This is a genomic window from Haliscomenobacter sp. (assembly GCF_965225875.1).
Lineage (GTDB): Bacteria > Bacteroidota > Bacteroidia > Chitinophagales > Saprospiraceae > Haliscomenobacter.
In genome coordinates, this window is sequence record NZ_CBDDBS010000003.1 from 1962194 (window position 1) to 1981841 (window position 19648).

Below are 19648 nucleotides of genomic sequence, written 5' to 3' on the forward strand. Positions count from 1 at the left end.
CACAAATTTTTATTAACTTAACCAACATCAGAGGCATGAAAAAAAATCTACTGCACCGTGAAAAATTGCTTCAGCTCATGAGAATCTCGCTTGCTCAAATCATTCTGGCTGGGCTTTTCGCGGGTATGGGTTACGCTCACCCTGCTTTTTCCCAGAAGGTGCTTTTGCAAAAGCTTAGTCTCAATCTAGAAGACAAAAAACTATGCGAGGTACTATTTCTGATTGAAAAGAAAGCCGACGTTCGTTTTTCCTATTTACCGAAACAGATTGATGCCGACAGAAAAGTAAGTATCCAGGCAGAGGAAGAAAGCCTGGAAAAAATCCTCGACCGGGTGTTCAAAAAAACGCCCATTCGTTACGAAGTTTTTGGTGCAAAACAAATTTTGCTGAGTAAAACGCCCCTGGAGCGTTACGAACAGCAGCCAGATTTGGAAAGTTTGCCCAAAATCCAGCCGATCGTCGCCCAAAAACCTGATTTCAGGGTACAGGGAACCGTTACCGACAATGCCGGAGAGCCTATGGTAGGTGCTTCAGTCGTGCTGGAAGGTACCACCCAGGGCGCGATCACCGATGCCAATGGCAAGTACACTTTGGATCTGGCCGATGATGCCCGCAACGGCACGCTGATCTTTAGCTTTGTGGGCTACACCACCCTGCGCGTAGCCATTGATGGCCGGGCCACGGTGAACGTAGTACTGGAAGAAGGTAAAGTATTGGATGAAGTAATCGTGGTAGGTTATGGTACCCAGAAAAAATCTTCTTTGACTGGTGCTGTATCTTCAGTAAGTCAAAAAGACCTGAAGGCGCTGCCCGTTATCAGTTTGACCCAGGCTATTCAGGGTCGGGTGCCCGGTGTTTCGATCACCAACAACAGTAGCCCTGGTTCCGATCCGATCGTCCGCATCCGGGGGATTGGTTCGATCAGTTTGAACCCCAATCCATTGTATGTTATTGATGGTGTGCCTGCAGGCGGCTTAAACAACATCGATCCAAAGGATATTGAGTCCTTGGAAGTATTGAAAGATGCCAGTGCGGCATCTATTTATGGCTCAAGAGCAGCCAACGGAGTTGTTTTGATCACAACAAAAAAAGGAGCTGTCGGTAAGATGAAAGTAAATCTGGATTCTTACTATGGTGTACAGTCCGCATGGAAAACCCTTGATTTACTCAATCGTGACGAGTACATTCGTTACGGAACTGCCCTGCTGACTGCTTCCAACCAGCCAGTCCCAGGCCGTTTTACCAACTTGAATACCCCGGTTTATGACGGAGCAAGTACCACTTTTGGCCAAACCGAAACGGATTGGCAAGATGTGATGTTCCGCTCTGCGCCGATTATGGATCACCAGTTGTCGATCTCTGGTGGCAACGACGTATCCCGGGTGTATACCTCTCTGGGCTACTTCAGCCAGGACGGGATCATGCCTGTTACCGATTACCAGCGCCAAAGTTTCCGCATCAACTCGGATCACAAAGTGGCCAAGTGGTTGACCCTGGGCCAAACCCTGTTGGTAGCAACGGACAAGCGTCGTTTGGAGCGCGACGGTGGGGGCCGTACTCAGATCCAGAATATCATGCGGATGATCCCTTACTGGCCAGTACGTGACCCAACTAAAATTGGTGGCTTCAGTACCACTGCTCAAGGTTTGGACGCTACTGACCCTGAAAACCCACTGCGCATTGCCGAGCAGGAACAACGGTACCAGATCGACAATGGGGTAAAACTGCTGGGTACTTTTTTCACCGAAGTGAAGTTCACCAATTGGCTGAAGTACCGCTTTGTTGCAGGTGCTGATTTTGCCAATAGCCAGTTTACCAGCTTCCTGCCCATCTACAACGATGGCAACCGCAGCCGGGTCATTGCTTCTCTGTCTGAAAACCGGAATAATTTCTTCTCTACTGTATTTACCAACCAGTTGACCTTTGATAAATCTTTTGGCAATCACAATGTCAACATCATTGCGGTAGCAGAAAAGCAGGATGCCAAGTCAGAAGGTATCTCAGCCAGTGGTCAGCGCCCTGACAACAACATTCAGGTATTGCAGGGGATTTCGAACCCGAACGGTTCTTCTTCTCTGTCGCAAAACTCTTTGATTTCCTATGTCGGTCGTTTGACTTACGACTACGCTGGGAAATACTTGTTGGGTGCATCTATCCGTCGGGACGGTTCTTCCAAATTCGCTCCAGGCCGCAAATGGGGTATCTTCCCATCTGCATCGGTGGGATGGCGCATTAGTGAAGAATCATTCATGAAATCGATTACAGCAATTACTTCGTTGAAATTGCGGGCCAGTATTGGTCAAACGGGCTACAACGCCATTGGTGATTATGATTGGCAACCACTCATTTCGGCCAACAATACCATTTACCCATTTGGCAACACCACTACCAACTTGGGTTCTTACTTCAACCGTTTGGGCAACACTGGCCTGAGCTGGGAAGAAACGACCATGAGCAACATTGGTTTTGACCTGTCTTTATCACAAGGTCGTTTTGACATCAGTGCTGAGTTCTACAAGCGTAAAACGGATGGTCTGCTGTTGAGCGTTCCACTGCCTGAATCACTGGGTTTCTCTTCTAGCCCACTGGCCAACGTAGGCAGCATGCAAAACACTGGTTTTGAACTCGCTTTGGGTTACAACCACCGCAGTGCCGATTTCAACTGGAGCTTGACAGGTACTTTCGACATGGTTCGCAACAAGGTTTTGAGCCTTGCTACTCCTAACGCTACCATCAACTCTGGTAACAATGCCGACTTTGGTGGTTTTGACATCACTCGCACCCAGGCAGGTCGCCCCATTCAGTCATTCTATGGCTGGCAGGTGGATGGCATCTTCCAAAGTGCCGCTGAGGTAGCTGCTGCCAATGCACTGGGTAACGACAATGCTCCCTATCAGAACGCCAGCACTGCTCCTGGAGACATTCGTTTCAAGGACCTGAATGGTGATGGAAAAATTGACGGCACTGACCGTACTTTCCTGGGCAGCTATTTGCCTAAATTCTCCTATGGTTTGAACTGGGGCGGCACCTACAAAAACTTTGACTTTGCGGTTTACATCCAAGGTGTAAATGGCAATAAAATTTACAACGGTGTCAAAGTGATTGGCCAGGGTATGCTGCGTCTCTTCAACGCCACTACGGACGTACTGGATGCCTGGACGCCACAAAACACCGATACCGATGTACCTCGTGCAGTGAGTGGGGACCCCAACCAGAATACCCGTACTTCCGACCGCTTCATTGAAGATGGTTCTTACCTGCGCATCAAAAACATCAGCATTGGTTATACTTTCTCCAGCGAAAGCCTGAAGCAAGTCACCAACAATGTGATCAGCCGGGTTCGGGTGTATGTTTCCAGCCAAAACTTGTTGACTTTCACCAAGTATTCTGGATTTGACCCTGAAGTAGCTTCAAGAGGCAACAACCTGCTCAACAATGGTATCGATTTTGGCCAATACCCACAAGCACGTACTGTGTTGTTCGGGGTAAACCTTGGCTTTAACTAAAAAAATAATGCTTTGCACAGTCAGGTGGAGCCATCTCCACCTGATCATAAACTCAATTCATTATGAAAAAAATTGCTTTTTTAACCAGCATCCTGATCCTGGGAATTACCTTCAGCTGTAATGATGAGGTGCTGAATAAAGTCAACCCCAACGGGGTAACCCTGGATACCTACTTCAACAATGACGCTGAAATCACTGCGGGTGTAAATGCAGTTTACGCCTTGGTTCAGCACAACGGTTTGGTATCCCGCGAATGGTTTTTCACCCATGACCTGCGTGGTGATGAAATGGCTACTGGCGGTGGTCAGTTGGAAACTCCTCGGGCGCAATTGCTCAATGGAGTAAACGATGCAGGGAACTCCGTGTCCAATGCCGTTTTTACCGGTTGGTTCCGTGTTGTCCACCGTGCCAACGTTGTGATCGAAGCTGGTGCTGCGGCCAAGCCAGGCATCAGTGAAGCAGTGCGCACCCGGGTAGTGGGTGAAGCCAAGTTTTTGCGCGCCTGGGCTTATTATGAACTGGCTACCTTGTGGGGTGGTGTTCCATTGTACACTGAATACGCAAAATCGGTAGAAGGCTCTAAAGCGCGTTCTAGCCAGCAAGATGTGTACAACCTGGTCATTAGCGACCTCAAAGCTGCTGAAACTGCCTTGCCTGCCACCTACAGTGCAGCCAACCTGGGCCGTGCAACCAAACATGCAGCACAAATGCTCCTGGCTCGTACTTATCTGCAGTTGGGTGATTACAACAATGCCAAAACTGAGTTGCAAAAAATTGTCAGCTCCGGTTTGTTCAAGTTGGTAGACAACTACCTCGACCTCACCAATGAAGAAGGTGAATTCAACGCTGAATCTATTTTTGAAGTGGTATATGCTCCATCTGGTGGTGCTTACAACTGGGGTGGAGATGGCGACGGAACGGCGGTACAGGAAGAAACCGTACGTACGCAGGAGTATTCCGCAGTGGGCTGGCGCAACCTGATCCCCTCCAACAAGATTCTGAACGACTACGAAAGAGCTTCCAAAGGGGATGCCAAAGATGATCCACGTTACGACATGTCTTATTGGAAACCCGGCGACAAATTCAACAATGGCAACAGCACCATGACTGATGATCGGGTACAAGGCAATGCTTCCGTGGTAGACGGTAAAACGGTAAAAATCAGCTGGCGCAAATACTCCGTTCTGTACAAGATCGACAATGGTTTTTACACCAGTGGCATCAACATGCGCATCATGCGTTATGCTGACGTACTGCTGATGTTGGCAGAATGTGAGAACGAAGCAGGTAATTCCGCTGCTGCGATCAGCCTGATGAACCAGGTACGTGCCCGTGCTTCGGTACAAATGCCACCGTATCCAACGACCAATTACCCTTGCAACAACAAGGATGAAATCCTCCGTGCCTTGCAACACGAGCGTTTTGTTGAATTGGCTGCTGAGCAGGTGCGCAATTTTGACATCCTGCGCTGGCGCAAGCACAAAAAACTCAAATCAGAACCAATTTCTTTCTTTGTAGCTAACAAGCATGAGTTATTACCGATCCCACAAACCGAGATTGACAATAACCCAAACATTGAGCAAAAGGATCAGAATCCTGGCTACTAAGCGATGTTTCGCATAAACTATAAGCAAATGAACCATTATTGACCAATGCCCTCCTTCCGTGCTGGAAGGGGGGTATTGATTTTTAATACTTTTGTGGAGCTAAAAAATAAATGCTTCCTATGTCAGTACGCACCCTTCATCTATCCTTGTTTGTTCTCGCAATTTGTGGCCTACCTGGCTGCAAAAAAACGGATTTACTTTTTGAAAAAATCACCCCTGCCCACTCCAATATCCATTTCAACAATCAGCTCAGTCCTGATGCCACCCTCAATGCCTTTAGCTTCACCAATTTTTACAATGGCGGCGGTGTAGGCGTCGGTGATTTTAACCATGATGGCTTACCCGATCTTTTTTTCACTGGCAATCAGGTTAGTTCTGAGTTGTACCTCAACCGCGGCAATTTCAAATTTGAATCCATCACTGAAAAAGCCGGGGTAAAAACCGATCGCTGGTGCAGCGGGGTTTCAATAGTGGATATCAACCAGGATGGCTGGGACGACATTTACCTCAGCGTAGCCCAAGGACCTGGCTTGAAAAATTCGCGTAACCTGCTGTTCATCAATCAAAAAACCAGTAACCCCAGTTTTGTAGAATCTGCCCAGGCTTATGGACTGGACTACGATGGATTTACGACCCAAAGTGCCTTTTTTGACTACGACCTGGATGGCGACCTCGACGCTTTTTTACTCAACACTGCCCCCGACCTGCAAAACCCCACCACCTTGCGCCGGCAGATGAACAACGGCTTTTACCCCTCTACCGACAAACTCTTGCGCAATGAAGGAATTGGCAAAGATGGGCATCCTGTTTTTGTGGATGTATCCGCCGAGGCTGGAATTCGTTTCGAAGGCTTGGGCCTGGGTCTGGTCATTTCCGACTTGAACCAGGACGGCTACCCCGACATTTATTGCTCCAACGATTTCATGAGCAGCGACATCCTGTACCTCAATCAGGGTGACGGGACTTTTAAAAATACCATCCAAACCTCCATGGCCCATACCAGCCAATTTGGAATGGGAATAGACGCCGCTGACCTGAACAACGACGCCAAAATTGACCTGTTCCAACTGGACATGTTGCCCGAAGACAATGCCCGCCAAAAACAAATGTTGGGCAAACACGATTACGACAAAAAAGAACTGAGCATTTCGCCCGAGTACGGCTATGAATTGCAGTACATGCGCAATATGTTGCAAATCAATACCGGGAACGATGCGAATGGCCCCGTCTTCAGCGAACTGGGCCTGCTGGCGGGTGTGGCCAAAACCGATTGGAGCTGGGCTACCTTGCTCAGCGACCTGGATCTGGATGGCCACAAAGACATCTTCATCACCACTGGCTACCGCAAAAACATCACTGACCTCGATTTTATCCATTATTACCAGGGTTCCACCTATTTTGGCAGCGATGCCAGTCGGGCCGAAGTGCGGGAAAAACTGCTGGCCCAAGTCCCGGAGGTAAAATTGCGCAATTGTGTGTACCGCAACCAAGGCGATTTGGGTTTTGAAAATGTGGCCAAAGCCTGGGGCCTCGACGAATTGTCCTACGCCAATGGGGCAACTTACGCCGACCTGGATCAGGACGGCGACCTGGATTTGATTGTCAACAATGTTGATGCTGAAGCCTCGGTATTTAAAAACCGAAGCAGGGAACGGGAAGGACAGAATTACCTCAAAGTCGCTTTTCAGGGGCCGCTGGGCAACCAAAAGGGCATTGGTGCGGCGCTGAAAGTTTGGACGCAAGGCAAGGCCCAATTGTACGAGCATTTCCCAGTGCGAGGCTACTTGTCTACGGTTGAAACGGGTGTTTTGATCGGTTTGGGCAACCACAAAACCATCGACTCCTTGCAAGTATTTTGGGGTAAAGGCCTCCAGGAAACCCGCTACAAGGTAGCCGCCAATCAGACCTTGACTTTTAAACAAACAGATGCCAAGCCACAGGTAAAAACTACCGCCCCAGTTGCAAAAATCTTTGAAGCACTCCCGCAACTCCTCCCCTTCCAGCACCAGGGGTCCAACTTCGTCGATTTCAACCAAACCTTTGCCTTGCACAAAATGCTGTCCAAAAATGGCCCCCATGCAGCTGTAGGCGATTTGAATGGCGATGGCTTGAACGATGTAGTTTTGGGCGGCACTTACCCGGCTAGCCCCGGGAATGTTTTTATTCAGCAAAAAAATGGCTCCTTTACCCCACAATCGGGTTTAAATACCAATGGGTTTGAAATAGGTGACCTCACCATTTTTGACGCCGATGGGGACGGGGATCAGGATATATTGGCGGTGGCTGGAGGCAACGAACAGCCATTGACCTCAAAAGCCGCCTATCAACCCGTCCTCTGGATCAATGACGGGCAGGCTCGTTTTACCCAGTCGAATCAACTTCCCACCCTCGCAGTGAGCAGCCAAACCGTTCGCCCCTTTGATTACGATGCCGATGGCGACCTGGATGTGTTCATTGGGGGCCGTCAAATCCCGGGGGCCTACCCCATGCCGGCTGCCAGTTATTTGCTGCGCAATGATCGGGGTAAATTTACGGATGTGAGCCAGAAGGTAGCACCTTTTATACAAACATTAGGACTCGTCTGTGATGCCCTCCCGCTCGATGTGGATCAGGACAAAGACCTCGACCTTCTGGTAGTCGGTGAATGGATGCCGCTGACAATATTGGAAAATCAAAAGGGTCGCTTTGTAGCCAAAACTCCCCCCGACTCCGAAGGCTGGTGGAACAGCCTGGCCACCGGTGATTTTGACCAGGATGGTGACCCCGATTTGTTGTTGGGCAACGAGGGTTTGAATACTTTTTACCGGGCCTCCCCTACCGAGCCCATCCAAATGTTAGCCAAGGATTTTAATCAGGATGGCAAAGTTGACCCCATCATGGGCTATTTCATCCAAGGCAAGTGTGTACCCGCCCTGCCACGCGATGCGCTCAACCAACAGATGGTGCAGTTTCGTAGAAAATACGCCTTGTACGCCGATTATGCGAAGGTGGGTTTTGCTGACTTGTTCAACAAAAAAGAGCGTGCCGATGCGCAAGCACTTCAGGCTAAAGAGTTGCGGAGTTGTTATGCCGAAAATCAGGGGAATGGGCAATTTGTACTCAAACCTCTGCCTTTATTGGCTCAACAATCGCCTATTTTTGGGTTCCTGGTAAAAGATATTGATGGAGACGGGCACTTGGATGCACTGGCTACGGGCAATTTTTACGCCAATGAAGGGCATATGGGCCGGCAGGATGCTTCGCGGGGGCTGTGGTTGAAGGGGAATGGTAAGGGTGGCTTTACTATTGTGCCAAATGCGCAAAGTGGTTTGAATATTCCGGGGGATGCGCGGCGGTCGTATTGGATTGATACAAAGCGGTTTTTTACCACTATAAATGGTGGTCCGATTTTAGTACAAAAAATTAATTAACAACACTGGAATGTTATACTTCTAAGGTGTTCTAAGGTGCCTAAGGTGGTTCAAAAACAAGTGTACCGTGAAGAAATATTTAATTTGAACCACCTTAGGCACCTTAGAACACCTTAGAAGTTATGGCTTCAAGATCGGGTAATGTTTAATTCACCACCACCCTCGCAATTTTCCGCTCCTTCCCCATGAACACCTCCAAAAAGTAAGTCCCTCGCGGCCAGTCGCCCACCGAGATTACATCCTGTTGTATTCCCGGGAACATCACATCCATCACTTTGCGGTAAATGGGCTGTCCCAAAGTGTTTAAGACCCGAATCTGGATAGGGGTTTTCTCCGGTTGATCCACCGAAAGGGTAATACTGGAGTGCGTCGGGTTTGGATAAATCAGCATCCCTTTAAAATCATCCGGCACCGTGCGACAATCCTGGCGCAGGTGCTCCATACTTCGGTACACATTCAGGCGGCCTCCGGTTACGGTGATTTCCTTCAGGGCTGCCACTTCATCCAAACCCTTGATTAAGGCTTCTTTGACCCGTAATGCCGTTTCTGAAGGCTCTACCAAGGTTTTTTGCGCAAAATCATTGCAGGGCACACTGTACAGCAACGCAATTGACCCGGCCAGGTGTGGCGCAGCCGCGGAATTCCCGTGAAAACTACCGTAAGTTCCAAAGGGTTTGGTTGTGAAGGAGTTTTGCCCGGGCGCACCCATGTCAATCGAAGTTTTGCCATAGGCTGAACCCACATAACGCTGGTCCAATTCCGTGGTATTGAGCACCGTGAGCAGGTATTCACTGGGGCAGGTGGTCGGCATATCGCCTACTTCGTCTACGTCCCAGGGGTTGTTGGCTGCACCGGCGGCGGTGAGGATGCCAACATCGCCCATTTTGTCGTACATCTCGCCCCACATCACCTGATCTTTGCAGAAGAGGCGGTTGATGCCAAACGAGGCATTGGTGGCTACGATAAATGCGCCTTCTTTACCCTTAGAGCGGTTATAGCGGTCGCGTTGCTCGATGATGTATTCGTAAGCCGAGATGATTTCTGAAACCAGTCGGGCCTCCAGCACCATCACTTTGATGTGCCAGTTGATGCCAGTCACCCCAATCCCGTTGTTGCCAACCGCGCCAATGATGCCGGCTACGGATTGCCCGTGTTGTTCAACCTGGTGTTTGTTGCTGTTGCGGATAAAATTCCAGCCTTGCACATCGTCAATGTAGCCGTTGCGGTCGTTGTCCTTGTTGTCGTTGGGAATTTCGCCCCGATTGGTCCAGATGTTGGCCGCCAGGTCTTCGTGGCCCACGTCAAATCCGCTGTCCAATACTGCCACTACAATCGTATCTCCCCGTGCGGTAACCCCACCCGTGGAGATGGCCCAGGCTTTTTGGGCTTCGATGGTAGCCAGGCCCCACTGTTCATCCAAATTGGGGTCGTCGGGGTCGGTGCGGCTTTGCACGTAATAATCATAGGTGACCTCCTCCACATCGGGTTGCAGGTGCAACTCTTTCAGGAGCTCTTCCGCGGTCACGGTGGTAGAGTCGTACATCATCAAGTGTACGTTGGAGCGGGTGCTCAGGGCTTTTTCCAGCCAGACCCCTCCACCAGCCCGACTTTGGGTTGCAAATTCAACCATAAATTGAGATGGTGTAGTCGTTTCTTTTAGCTTGACCAATACCCTGGCCTTGATTGGCTCTGTCTGAGCAAAACCCAGCAAAGGCAATAGCAAGAGTAGTGGCAGCAGAAGTGTTAGTCTTCTTGCCATATCTATGTTTTTGCGGTTTTTTAATACAGGGAGGAGGTACCGGGCGGTATTATCCAAAAGCCTTGCCAAATCTCGTTATGGAAAAAGTTTTTTACTTTTTTTTTTAATATGGAACAAAAAAGTCGCTGTTTACACATCTTTTAAAACCTTTATACCTATGAGATTTTTATTTTTTAGTTTTATTCTGATGCTAGTTTTGGGCTGCCAGGCCCCTGCTCAAACCAAATGGCCCGTCTTTAGTGGTGGAAAAGCATCATTGATCACTGGAGCGGAAGCTGAACAACGTTTCAAAATTGGGGAACGCCTGGGCACCATGGAATTGCATGGCAAACCCGCCAAAGTAAAGGTGGCCCTGATCGAGGGCAAGGACATCCAGATGACCAATTTGCTGGATACCGAATGGGGTAAACTGTGCCATATTTTGATCATCAATGGCAACCTGCAAGTGGATTCACTCATTTCCTTGACGGGCGGTGTACCCGACTTATTGGTTTTGGGCAATCTGGAAGCGCCCTTTTTCTATTGTGGCAACTCCCACCAACGCGTAACCGGCACTGCCGACATCAAATACGTGATCCTTGGAGGGGGGAATGATGGTTCGCTCAAAATTGATGGTCGTACCTCCGTGCCTTACATTATTTCGATGGATCACGACATTGGGGTGAATGCGCCTGACGCCGAATGGTTTGATTGGAATGAAGGCACCATGAAGGAATTGGTGCGCGAAGTGTACAATCCGGTCAAAGATCAGCTGGATTTCAAACGGCTAGCTCAATTGGTTCAAGCCGGAAAATCGATCAAACGCAGTGCCAAGCGCGATATGTCTTATAAAGGCCTTTGGAAGGAATGGCTGCAACTCTATGGCAGGGATTCAACTGCCTTGTATTTTGAATCTTTTACCACCTTTCTAGAACAGGAAAATGTGCTGCTTTCGATGGATTACATGGATGGCTACGATTTACCCACCGAGATTTTTGAACTGACTCATTTGGAGGAGCTGAATTGTATGCACATCCAGCTCAAATCCTTGTCCCCGGCCATTCAACAATGCAAAAAACTCAAAAAACTGAACCTGGCTTTTTGCAAATTGGAGCGTATCCCCAAAGAAATAGGCAACTTGTCGGAACTGGAAGAGTTGTCCCTTTCGGGCAATCAGCTGAAGGAAATACCGGAGAGCATTTTTGGGTTAAAAAAGCTCACCCTACTCTACCTGGACGGAGTGTTATTTACCAAGGAGCAACAAAAACAAATCCTAAAGCGACTGCCTAAAACGGCGGTGTTTTTTTATTAAAATTAGGATACCACAAAGGCGCTAAGACCTTAAGCAAAATAGTTGATAGTTCTTATTTTGGGTCTTAGTGCCTTTGTGGCAAAAAATACGTTTACACTCACTTAAAATCATCCAAACTATCTGGCCTATCCCCGCTTAGCATCTGCTTGCGCATCTCCGCCTTTAGTTTTTCATAATTTTTAAGTTGGGCTTCACTGAGCATGGGTTTTAATTCCTTCTCCTTGCGCTTGTTGATCTCACTGCCCTTGGTGTACATGGTCCATTGGGAAGCCCCCTGATCGAAAACCTCTTTTTGCATGATTTGGGCATATTTGAGGTTGAGGGCGTGGATCTTATCGATTTGATCGGCTCGCAGAGGCAAGGCCACTTTCATTTTTTCGGTTTGCAATTTGGCTCGCTCCGCTGGCGTACCGAATGGGCTCTCCGTTTTGTTTTGTTGGGATTGAGCGCTCAGGGCAAAGGTGCCGAGCAGACTGAGTAGCAGGATCATTAGGGATTTCATGTGGATGGCGTTTAAGGTTGAGGAGTTGAGAAGTTGAGAAGTTTAGGCTACCGCGAGCGATTTTGACCATCCTTTGTCTAAGTCGCTTGCGGTAGCCTAAACTTCTCAATCCCTCAACTCCTCAACCCGATTCTTAATCTGGTTGAACGTATTTTCATATTCCGGGTGGTTTGTGCCCATCAGGCGATCCCAGATATTGAAATACAGGCCAAAATTGTAGTGTATTTTGGCGTGGTGCATGTTGTGGTGGGTGGGGGTGTTGAACCACTTCCAAAAAGGGTGATCCACAAAACCCTTGGGCGCAATTTCGTAGCCCAAATGCCCCATTACATTGAACAACAAAGACCAGGTCGCAAACAAAAACAGTACCAGTGGGTGAAAAGGCATCACCAGCACAATCATTGGTACCACCCCAATTTCCAAAATCGCTTCCAAGGGGTGGAAAGACAAAGAAGCCAGAGGCGTTGGGTTCCAGGACAAATGGTGCACCCGGTGCAAAATCGGAAACAAGCGGGGGTGATGCATCCAACGGTGCATCCAGTAAAAATAGGTGTCGTGCAAAAACACCAGAAACCAGAACGAAAAAACCAGGTAGGCCCAGCCGTATTCATTCAGCGTTAGATAGATGTGGGTATACCCGTTTTTGCGCAGCCAATAAATGCCGATTCCGATCGTTGCCCACACAAATGCCGTTGCAATCGAGTGCGATAGCTCATTGAGCAAATGTTGGGTTTTGGGGTAGGTTTGCTGGATTTTTTTGATAAAAAAACGTCGTTTGAACAACACGTAGAAGATCAAAAAAGCAGTGCCCGCAAACACCAGATAGCGCAAAAAAATGGCCAGTGATCCCAACAACCAGCCGGGGAGTAGGCCAAATTGTTCAATGAGGTATTGCATCATATTGAGTTTGAGTTGCGAAGTCCAGAGGTTCGATTAATTTACCCGAACCTCCAGAATCCCTTTGAATTAATTGAGGTCGATCTCATAGGTTTTGCCATTCACCGTCAGGGTGGCTTGTTTGTTGCCTTTAAAAACAATGCTGCCTTCTACCAGGAATTGGGCTTGTTCGCGCAGTTGGCCAGTTTGTACCTTGAAAGTAACCGTTCCCCCCGTGATGGTCGGGGTGCTCGTTTTGCTTACACTTAGCTTACTAACCGTGGCATCGATTTGGGAATAAAAATGAGTTTCATTCCGCACCTTGGAGACTGGCTTGGCCATTTGAATGAAGGTACCATCCAACTGATAGGTGCTCGCCGATTTGGCCAACCCGCTCAAGGTAAAATCGCCGTCGCTTTCACTACTTGAGCTAAGAACCTTGCTGTCCAGGTTTCCACTTCCGGCTGCTACTACCTTGGCCGAAACAGGTACTTTGAGTTGGTTGCAATTGAGTGTCCATTGGAGGTTCAGGCTGCTCGTTTTGCTGAAATTGCCCTGAGCGATAGCATTGGAAAAAGTGGTATCCTGAGTAGCTCCGCATACGCCGCGTGTTAGCAATTGTCCTTGTGCAGATTGGGTCGCAATTTTGGCTAAATCCTGGGTCAGGGTGCTGGATAATTCTGCTACAATCGCCGCAGTTGTTGCATCCATTTCGGTGCTGAGTTGATCCTCTTGGTTTTTTTCACAGGCAGTACTTATTCCAGCAAAAACGAAGAGTACCAAGCCGTAAACAAAATTTTTGGATTGCATGATGGGTGTTTTTTGATGTAAAAGATGTTGTTTGTTGTTTGATGAGTCAAAGAACGGCGGCTTGGCAGGGGATTGCAAAAAGATTCAACCAACGGTGGGAATATTTCAATGAAAGGTAAACAAGTTCAGGCGTACACTTTTCTGCCGAAAAATGTACGCCTGAACGGCCATTACAAATGAAACCAATTAACCTGATTTTGGAGAAAGAGGCACCCTGTTCAAGCACCTACGTAATGCAGGTTTGCTACAAACCAAAAGCGTAATAATATTCCCCTGGCAAATCTTCATACACCCCTTCCAGCATAACTCCCCCTTTCTTTTTGCTGAGGATACGGGTCAAATCTTCCACATTACTGACACTCTGGCCATCCACCTTGGTGATGATGAAGCCTTCGCGCATATCGGTATTTTTGCGCAGCTTGCCTACGCTCAGGTTTTTTACTTTAACTCCGCCGGGGATCTCCAGTTTTTTGGCCACTTTAGGGTCAAGGGTTTCAAAGTCGGCCCCCAATGCATCCAATACATTCTGATTTTCCTGGCGCACCAGAGCAGTTCCACCCTTGCGGTTGTTGAGGGTCACTTTGAATTCTTTCTCCTGGCCTTTGCGGTTCACCTTAATGTTGACCACATCACCCGGGCGATGGCGGGCAATGGCCTCCTGCAATTCCGGCGAACTTTGCACCTTTTGTTCATTCACGGCTACGATTACGTCACCCGGTTTGATGCCGGCAGCTCCAGCAGCACTTTTTTCCATCAAACTATCCACATAGGCTCCAGCGGCAGTTTCCAGATTCTTTTCTTTTTTCAGGTTGCCATCTACAGTGCGGATCATTACACCTAGGACGCCGCGTTGCACGGTACCGAAACGCAAAAGGTCTTCAACCACTTTGTTGACAATATTGCTGGGCACAGCAAAACCGTAACCCGAGTAAGCACCCGTTGGGCTGGCGATGGCCGTATTGATGCCAATCAAAGCGCCTTCGAGATTTACCAAGGCACCTCCGCTGTTGCCAGGGTTAATTGCTGCATCGGTTTGAATGAAGCTTTCTACAGCAAACTGTTCTTTCAAAATGTTGATGTTGCGCCCTTTGGCACTAACGATACCCGCAGTAACCGTAGAAGTTAGGTTAAATGGATTACCTACCGCCATGACCCATTCGCCCACTTTCACCTCATCGGAATTGACCAGTGGTAAAACGGGCAGGTTCTTTTCTTTGATTTGGATCAGGGCCAAATCTGTACTAGGGTCTGTCCCCACTACGCTTGCTTTATAGGTGCGATTGTCGTGCAAGGTAACCTCCAGGTCATCCGCATCAGCAATGACGTGGTTGTTCGTAACGATGTAGCCGTCCGGGCTGATGATCACCCCGCTACCCGTTCCTACTTGCAATTGTGGGTTGCGGCGCTGTTGAGGCGATTCGCCGGGGCCAAAATAAAAGCGTTCACCAAAAAAGTCTTTGAACAAATCACCCTCAGGCAGCTGGCCAAAAGGGTTGGGGACATTGCGCTGAGCACTGGCATGCACCTGGGTGGACTTGATGTGCACCACTGCATCCATCACTTTTGAAGCGGTTTGGGTAAAGTCGAGGGGAATGACCTCCCCTTTGTCGTTGAGGGTGTACACGGCCTTGGCCGCAGGTGTACTGTTGATGTGTTCAATTTTAATGGCACGCTGATTTTGGAACAGGGAATAAATCCCCAGAGTGGTGCCTGTCACTGCCAGTGAGAGCAATCCGGAGAAGATCAGGATCTTTTTCATGTTCTCTTCCAGTTTTAAAACAAACTTAAAATTGGTTTGAAAAAAGTGGGTGCATTCAGTTTCAGCAAAGCGCAGTGGCTGAACTGCTGCAGCCACTGCTTTTGCTTGAATCAATTAAACCAAAAGACTATTGCACAACAATGGTGCGTGGAGGAAGCGCTTTGGCTTCTTCTTTTTTGGGAATCAAAACCCGCAAAATACCATTGTTGTACTCTGCTTTGATTTTGGACTCATCCACCACCGTTTTAGGCAAATGGAATGAACGTTCGAAGGCTTGGTAGCTGAACTCGTGGCGGGTGTAGCGCTCATTGTCTTTCATCTCTTGCTTCCATTCCTTTTGGGAGGAAATGGTCAACACCTCATTGTTCAACTGGATGTTAAAATCAGCTTTGTCCATTCCAGGAGCAGCCATTTCAACTGCAAAGCCTTCATTGTTTTCCACAATGTTGACCGACGGGATGGTGGTGTGGGTTAATGAATTGCTGCGATTGTTGAAGTCGAACAAATCGCGGGTAAAGAAGTCGTCAAAAAGACGAGGGAAGGTAGGAAACGCAGGGAAATTGCTTTTCACAAGTGCCATAATAACCTCCTTTTTAAAAGTTTGACAATTTGTTTAAGTGAATAAATAAATCGACAATCAGTGAAAGAAGTGGTTTTATGAAACCATTGTGCCGTTCGCACATTTTAGCATTTTACAATTCCAATGCCAATTTTTTTTTCAAAAGTCAAATTGACCTAAAAATTGAAAAAATGACATTTTAGGATGTCAAAATGACACCTATCTAGGGGAGCAAAAATAAGTGCTCATTTTTCCTGAGCCAGAAGATTAGATAAGGCACTTGAAATGAAACGTTTACTTATCTAATCCTCCGGCAAAATGAGCACTTATTTTTTATCGCCCATACCTTGTTTTTAAACTTTTCGCTGATTCAATTTTTCAACTCTTCAACTTTTGAATACTTTTGCGCCATGGAAAAGATCCTCATCCTCGACTTTGGCTCACAATACACCCAATTGATCGCCCGTCGCATCCGGGAATTGAATGTGTATAGCGAAATTGTGCCTTTTAACAAGGTGCCTACTCTCGACGACTCCTACAAAGCGGTTATCCTATCCGGTAGCCCTTTTTCCGTCAGCGACGAAAATGCGCTTAAAATTGACCTGGGACCTATCGTAGGCAAAAAGCCTGTGTTGGGTGTTTGTTATGGCGCACAGTACATTGCTCAATATTACGGTGGGCAGGTGCAACGCTCTGAAAAACGGGAATACGGCAAAGCCAAATTGCACCGGCTATTTAAATCCGATGCCTTTTTAAAGGATGTTCCCCTCGATTCACAAGTCTGGATGTCGCACGGGGATACCATCATGGCAATACCCGAGCAATTTGAGTTACTGGCTGGTACCGAAAGTGTCGATGTGGCAGCTTTCAAAGCCAAAGATGGAGCATTTGATGCACCTGTTTATTGCATCCAGTTTCACCCGGAGGTAACCCATAGTTTGGATGGGGCCACCTTGCTGCGCAACTTTGTAGTAGATATTGCTGGTTGTCACGGCGAGTGGACACCTAAGTCTTTTGTGGAACATACTGTAGCTGAACTCAAAGAGAAAATTGGCACAGATAAGGTGTTGATGGCTCTATCTGGCGGGGTTGATTCTACCGTCGCAGCCACTTTGCTGGACCACGCCATTGGCGACAATTTGATTTGTTTTTTTGTAGACAATGGTTTGCTCCGCAAAGGAGAATACGATCAGGTTTTAGAGGATTACAAACACCTTGGCTTGAACATCCACGGAGTTGATGCCAAAAATCTTTTCTACGAAGAACTGAAAGGGGTCACCAATCCCGAAGCCAAGCGCAAGGTCATCGGTCGTTTGTTTATTGAGGTCTTCGAAGCCGAAGCGGCCAAACATCCGGGGGTGACCTGGTTGGGGCAAGGCACCATTTATCCCGACGTTATCGAATCAGTCTCGGTTCACGGGCCCTCCGTGACCATCAAATCGCACCACAACGTTGGTGGTTTGCCTGAAAAAATGGGGCTCAAAATTGTCGAGCCGCTGCGCATGTTGTTCAAGGACGAAGTGCGGCGGGTAGGCAAAGAATTGGCCATCCCCGAAAACATCCTGAAACGCCATCCTTTCCCCGGTCCTGGACTTGGAATTCGCATCCTGGGTGAAGTCAGCGCCGAAAAAGTTAAACTCTTACAGGAGGCAGATGCCATTTATATCGATAACCTGCGTAAATTTGGTCTCTACGACCAAGTTTGGCAAGCCGGAACAATATTGTTGCCCATCCAATCCGTTGGAGTAATGGGTGACGAACGAACTTACGAGCAAGCCGTTGCCTTACGCGCCGTAAACTCAGTAGACGGGATGACTGCCGAATGGAGCCATTTGCCCTACGAGTTTCTGGCTAAAGTGTCGAGTGAAATCATCAACAATGTTAAAGGCATCAATCGGGTAGTTTATGACATCAGTACCAAACCACCTGCTACCATTGAGTGGGAATAAGCCTCGATTCCGGGGCCAGCACAGTGCCCTCCGGCGCAGTGGACTATTTACGTTGTTGGGGCTCAGCACTGCATTTTCTTTGCTGAGCTGTAGCTTTTTCAAACCAGCCAGTTCCAACAGTACAGGGTCCACCCCTAAAGACATACCAACAGAGTACAGTGCTACCCCCAATCAAAATAAACCCGGCACCGCTGGAAGCGTGAGTGTTTATGACCCGGTTAAAGGCTGGGTTACCGTACAAACCAAGCCACAAGAACGCATCGATACCATCCGCTGGAAGGACTCGGCTGGTCCTACCGGGCCAATAACTTCCGATGCGGTACGATTGCCCAATTCCAACACGGATCGGGGTGCCGTGCCCGTCATTCCTGGGGTGCCTTCTACCAGTCCCAATCCAAGTTCACCAGTCAATCGGCCTGGGCAGTACACAAACCCCGTATCCTATAATGTTGCGGTTTTGCTGCCGTTCATGAGTGGAGTAGCCAACTCCACTATTGGGAATAACTCGGTGAGTGAATGGGCCTTGCAATATTATGGTGGCCTTAAAATGGCCCTCAGCGTCCTGGATCAGGAGGGCATTCGCCTGAATGTAAGCGTGTTGGACACCAAAGCAGATACCCTGGAAATGTATCGTTTGTTGCGTCAGCCAGAAATACAAAATGCCCACCTGTTGATCGGCCCTTACCGTCGCGACGACATCCGTATTACTGCCGAATACGCCAAGCGGAACAACAAACCCATGGTGTCACCTTATAGCGCTGTGGGTACCTTAACCCAGAATAACCCGAATTACATCCAGATGAATCCCAGTTTGGAGTCTCACTGCCGGGCCTTGTTGAATCATGCCCTAAGTGAATTCCGGCCTGAGGAAATTGTAATTGTTACCCGCAATGTTGTGGGTGAACAAAACTGCCTGGAATACCTGCGCAAGGCTTATGAGCCCAAACGGGCGATGGGCAATGCCCCCGTTCAGGAGTACTTTCTGCCCACAGAGGCGTACAATAACCTCAACCTGAGGCCCTATATCCAAAACAAAGCTCAAGCGGCCATCATCGCACCGTCCTGGGCTGATGAAACCTACATATTTTATTTGCTACGCGCCGTCAAAGCGGCAAAAGCAGCAGGGCAAAAAGTGGTGGTATATGGGATGCCTCAATGGGTAGATTTTGAACACATGGAGTTTGACCTGTACGAGCAATGCCAGGTACGCGTCAGCCAGGTAGCTTACGTGGATGAGCAGTCGCCGGAAGTGGTGAACTTCAAAAAGGAATTCTTCAATCGGTATGCCGCCATCCCTAACACTGAAGCTTATGCGGGCTATGATCAAATGATCTACTTTGGGCGTTTGTTGGCCAATTTTGGCCCCAAAGTTAGTGACAACCTGGAACGCAATCAGGGGATTGGACTACACACGGGTTTCAACTTTAGCCGAATCGTTAACAATGCGCCTTTTGGTGCAGAGCAATATTCGCCCACCCAGCGGTATGAGAATCGCTTTGTACATATTTTGGAGTTTGCGGGGTATCAGTTTAAGCCATTGCCAACAGCACCCCGATGATCACGATTGTCAAAGCGGCATTAATTTAGCACAAAGGACACAAAGGGAGGCACAAAGAACAC

Annotated in this window: 12 protein-coding genes; 6 read left to right on the forward strand and 6 right to left on the reverse strand. The window is 48.3% G+C overall.

Annotated elements, in window-relative coordinates; all coding sequences use genetic code 11:
* The first annotated feature begins 77 nt into the window (after positions 1-77).
* From ACO08K_RS28155 to ACO08K_RS28165, 3 genes are all read left to right on the forward strand, one after another.
* Positions 78-3506, forward strand: a complete 3429-nt coding sequence (locus tag ACO08K_RS28155; protein WP_421799833.1) for a TonB-dependent receptor — start codon at positions 78-80, stop codon at positions 3504-3506.
* A 62-nt stretch (positions 3507-3568) separates the two neighbouring features.
* The gene (locus ACO08K_RS28160) at positions 3569-5113 is read left to right on the forward strand and encodes a RagB/SusD family nutrient uptake outer membrane protein (RefSeq protein WP_421799834.1); all 1545 of its coding nucleotides are present in this window, start codon (positions 3569-3571) and stop codon (positions 5111-5113) included.
* A 119-nt stretch (positions 5114-5232) separates the two neighbouring features.
* Entirely contained in the window at positions 5233-8523 is a 3291-nt protein-coding gene (locus ACO08K_RS28165; protein WP_421799835.1) for a VCBS repeat-containing protein, read from the forward strand.
* A gap of 145 nt (positions 8524-8668) precedes the next feature.
* Here the strand turns inward: ACO08K_RS28165 and ACO08K_RS28170 are convergent, their stop codons facing one another.
* On the reverse strand, positions 8669-10282 hold the full coding sequence (locus tag ACO08K_RS28170) for a S8 family serine peptidase (protein WP_421799836.1): 1614 nt from the start codon (positions 10280-10282) through the stop codon (positions 8669-8671).
* Between the two features lie 157 nt (positions 10283-10439).
* Between ACO08K_RS28170 and ACO08K_RS28175 the strand changes: the two genes are divergently transcribed.
* Positions 10440-11573 (forward strand): leucine-rich repeat domain-containing protein, encoded by a 1134-nt coding sequence (locus ACO08K_RS28175; protein WP_421799837.1) that lies wholly within the window; start codon positions 10440-10442, stop codon positions 11571-11573.
* A gap of 97 nt (positions 11574-11670) precedes the next feature.
* Here the strand turns inward: ACO08K_RS28175 and ACO08K_RS28180 are convergent, their stop codons facing one another.
* The 5 genes from ACO08K_RS28180 to ACO08K_RS28200 all read right to left on the reverse strand — a co-directional run bounded on the left by ACO08K_RS28180 (position 11671) and on the right by ACO08K_RS28200 (position 16100).
* Positions 11671-12075, reverse strand: a complete 405-nt coding sequence (locus ACO08K_RS28180) for a hypothetical protein (RefSeq protein WP_421799838.1) — start codon at positions 12073-12075, stop codon at positions 11671-11673.
* 105 nt (positions 12076-12180) lie between these two features.
* Entirely contained in the window at positions 12181-12972 is a 792-nt protein-coding gene (locus ACO08K_RS28185; protein WP_421799839.1) for a sterol desaturase family protein, read from the reverse strand.
* Positions 12973-13041: 69 nt separating this feature from the next.
* The gene (locus ACO08K_RS28190) at positions 13042-13761 is read right to left on the reverse strand and encodes a hypothetical protein (protein ID WP_421799840.1); all 720 of its coding nucleotides are present in this window, start codon (positions 13759-13761) and stop codon (positions 13042-13044) included.
* 244 nt (positions 13762-14005) lie between these two features.
* Entirely contained in the window at positions 14006-15520 is a 1515-nt protein-coding gene (locus ACO08K_RS28195; RefSeq protein ID WP_421799841.1) for a Do family serine endopeptidase, read from the reverse strand.
* 127 nt (positions 15521-15647) lie between these two features.
* Entirely contained in the window at positions 15648-16100 is a 453-nt protein-coding gene (locus ACO08K_RS28200; RefSeq protein WP_421799842.1) for an Hsp20/alpha crystallin family protein, read from the reverse strand.
* 389 nt (positions 16101-16489) lie between these two features.
* Here ACO08K_RS28200 and guaA point away from each other — a divergent pair, with 389 nt between their 5' ends.
* Together guaA and ACO08K_RS28210 are read left to right on the forward strand one after the other, a co-directional pair.
* Entirely contained in the window at positions 16490-18028 is a 1539-nt protein-coding gene (guaA, locus tag ACO08K_RS28205; protein WP_421799843.1) for a glutamine-hydrolyzing GMP synthase, read from the forward strand.
* Positions 17985-19586 (forward strand): ABC transporter substrate-binding protein, encoded by a 1602-nt coding sequence (locus tag ACO08K_RS28210; RefSeq protein ID WP_421799844.1) that lies wholly within the window; start codon positions 17985-17987, stop codon positions 19584-19586. The genes guaA and ACO08K_RS28210 overlap by 44 nt, the downstream gene beginning before the upstream one ends.
* The last annotated feature ends 62 nt before the right edge of the window (positions 19587-19648 follow it).

Excerpts from the sequence above, each read along its gene's own strand:
- ACO08K_RS28155 (WP_421799833.1), top strand. The coding sequence starts at position 78 with ATGAGAATCTCGCTTGCTCAAATCATTCTGGCTGGGCTTTTCGCGGGT.
- ACO08K_RS28160 (WP_421799834.1), top strand. The coding sequence starts at position 3,569 with ATGAAAAAAATTGCTTTTTTAACCAGCATCCTGATCCTGGGAATTACC.
- ACO08K_RS28165 (WP_421799835.1), top strand. The coding sequence starts at position 5,233 with ATGTCAGTACGCACCCTTCATCTATCCTTGTTTGTTCTCGCAATTTGT.
- ACO08K_RS28170 (WP_421799836.1), bottom strand. The coding sequence starts at position 10,282 with ATGGCAAGAAGACTAACACTTCTGCTGCCACTACTCTTGCTATTGCCT.
- ACO08K_RS28175 (WP_421799837.1), top strand. The coding sequence starts at position 10,440 with ATGAGATTTTTATTTTTTAGTTTTATTCTGATGCTAGTTTTGGGCTGC.
- ACO08K_RS28180 (WP_421799838.1), bottom strand. The coding sequence starts at position 12,075 with ATGAAATCCCTAATGATCCTGCTACTCAGTCTGCTCGGCACCTTTGCC.
- ACO08K_RS28185 (WP_421799839.1), bottom strand. The coding sequence starts at position 12,972 with ATGCAATACCTCATTGAACAATTTGGCCTACTCCCCGGCTGGTTGTTG.
- ACO08K_RS28190 (WP_421799840.1), bottom strand. The coding sequence starts at position 13,761 with ATGCAATCCAAAAATTTTGTTTACGGCTTGGTACTCTTCGTTTTTGCT.
- ACO08K_RS28195 (WP_421799841.1), bottom strand. The coding sequence starts at position 15,520 with ATGAAAAAGATCCTGATCTTCTCCGGATTGCTCTCACTGGCAGTGACA.
- ACO08K_RS28200 (WP_421799842.1), bottom strand. The coding sequence starts at position 16,100 with ATGGCACTTGTGAAAAGCAATTTCCCTGCGTTTCCTACCTTCCCTCGT.
- guaA (WP_421799843.1), top strand. The coding sequence starts at position 16,490 with ATGGAAAAGATCCTCATCCTCGACTTTGGCTCACAATACACCCAATTG.
- ACO08K_RS28210 (WP_421799844.1), top strand. The coding sequence starts at position 17,985 with ATGACATCAGTACCAAACCACCTGCTACCATTGAGTGGGAATAAGCCT.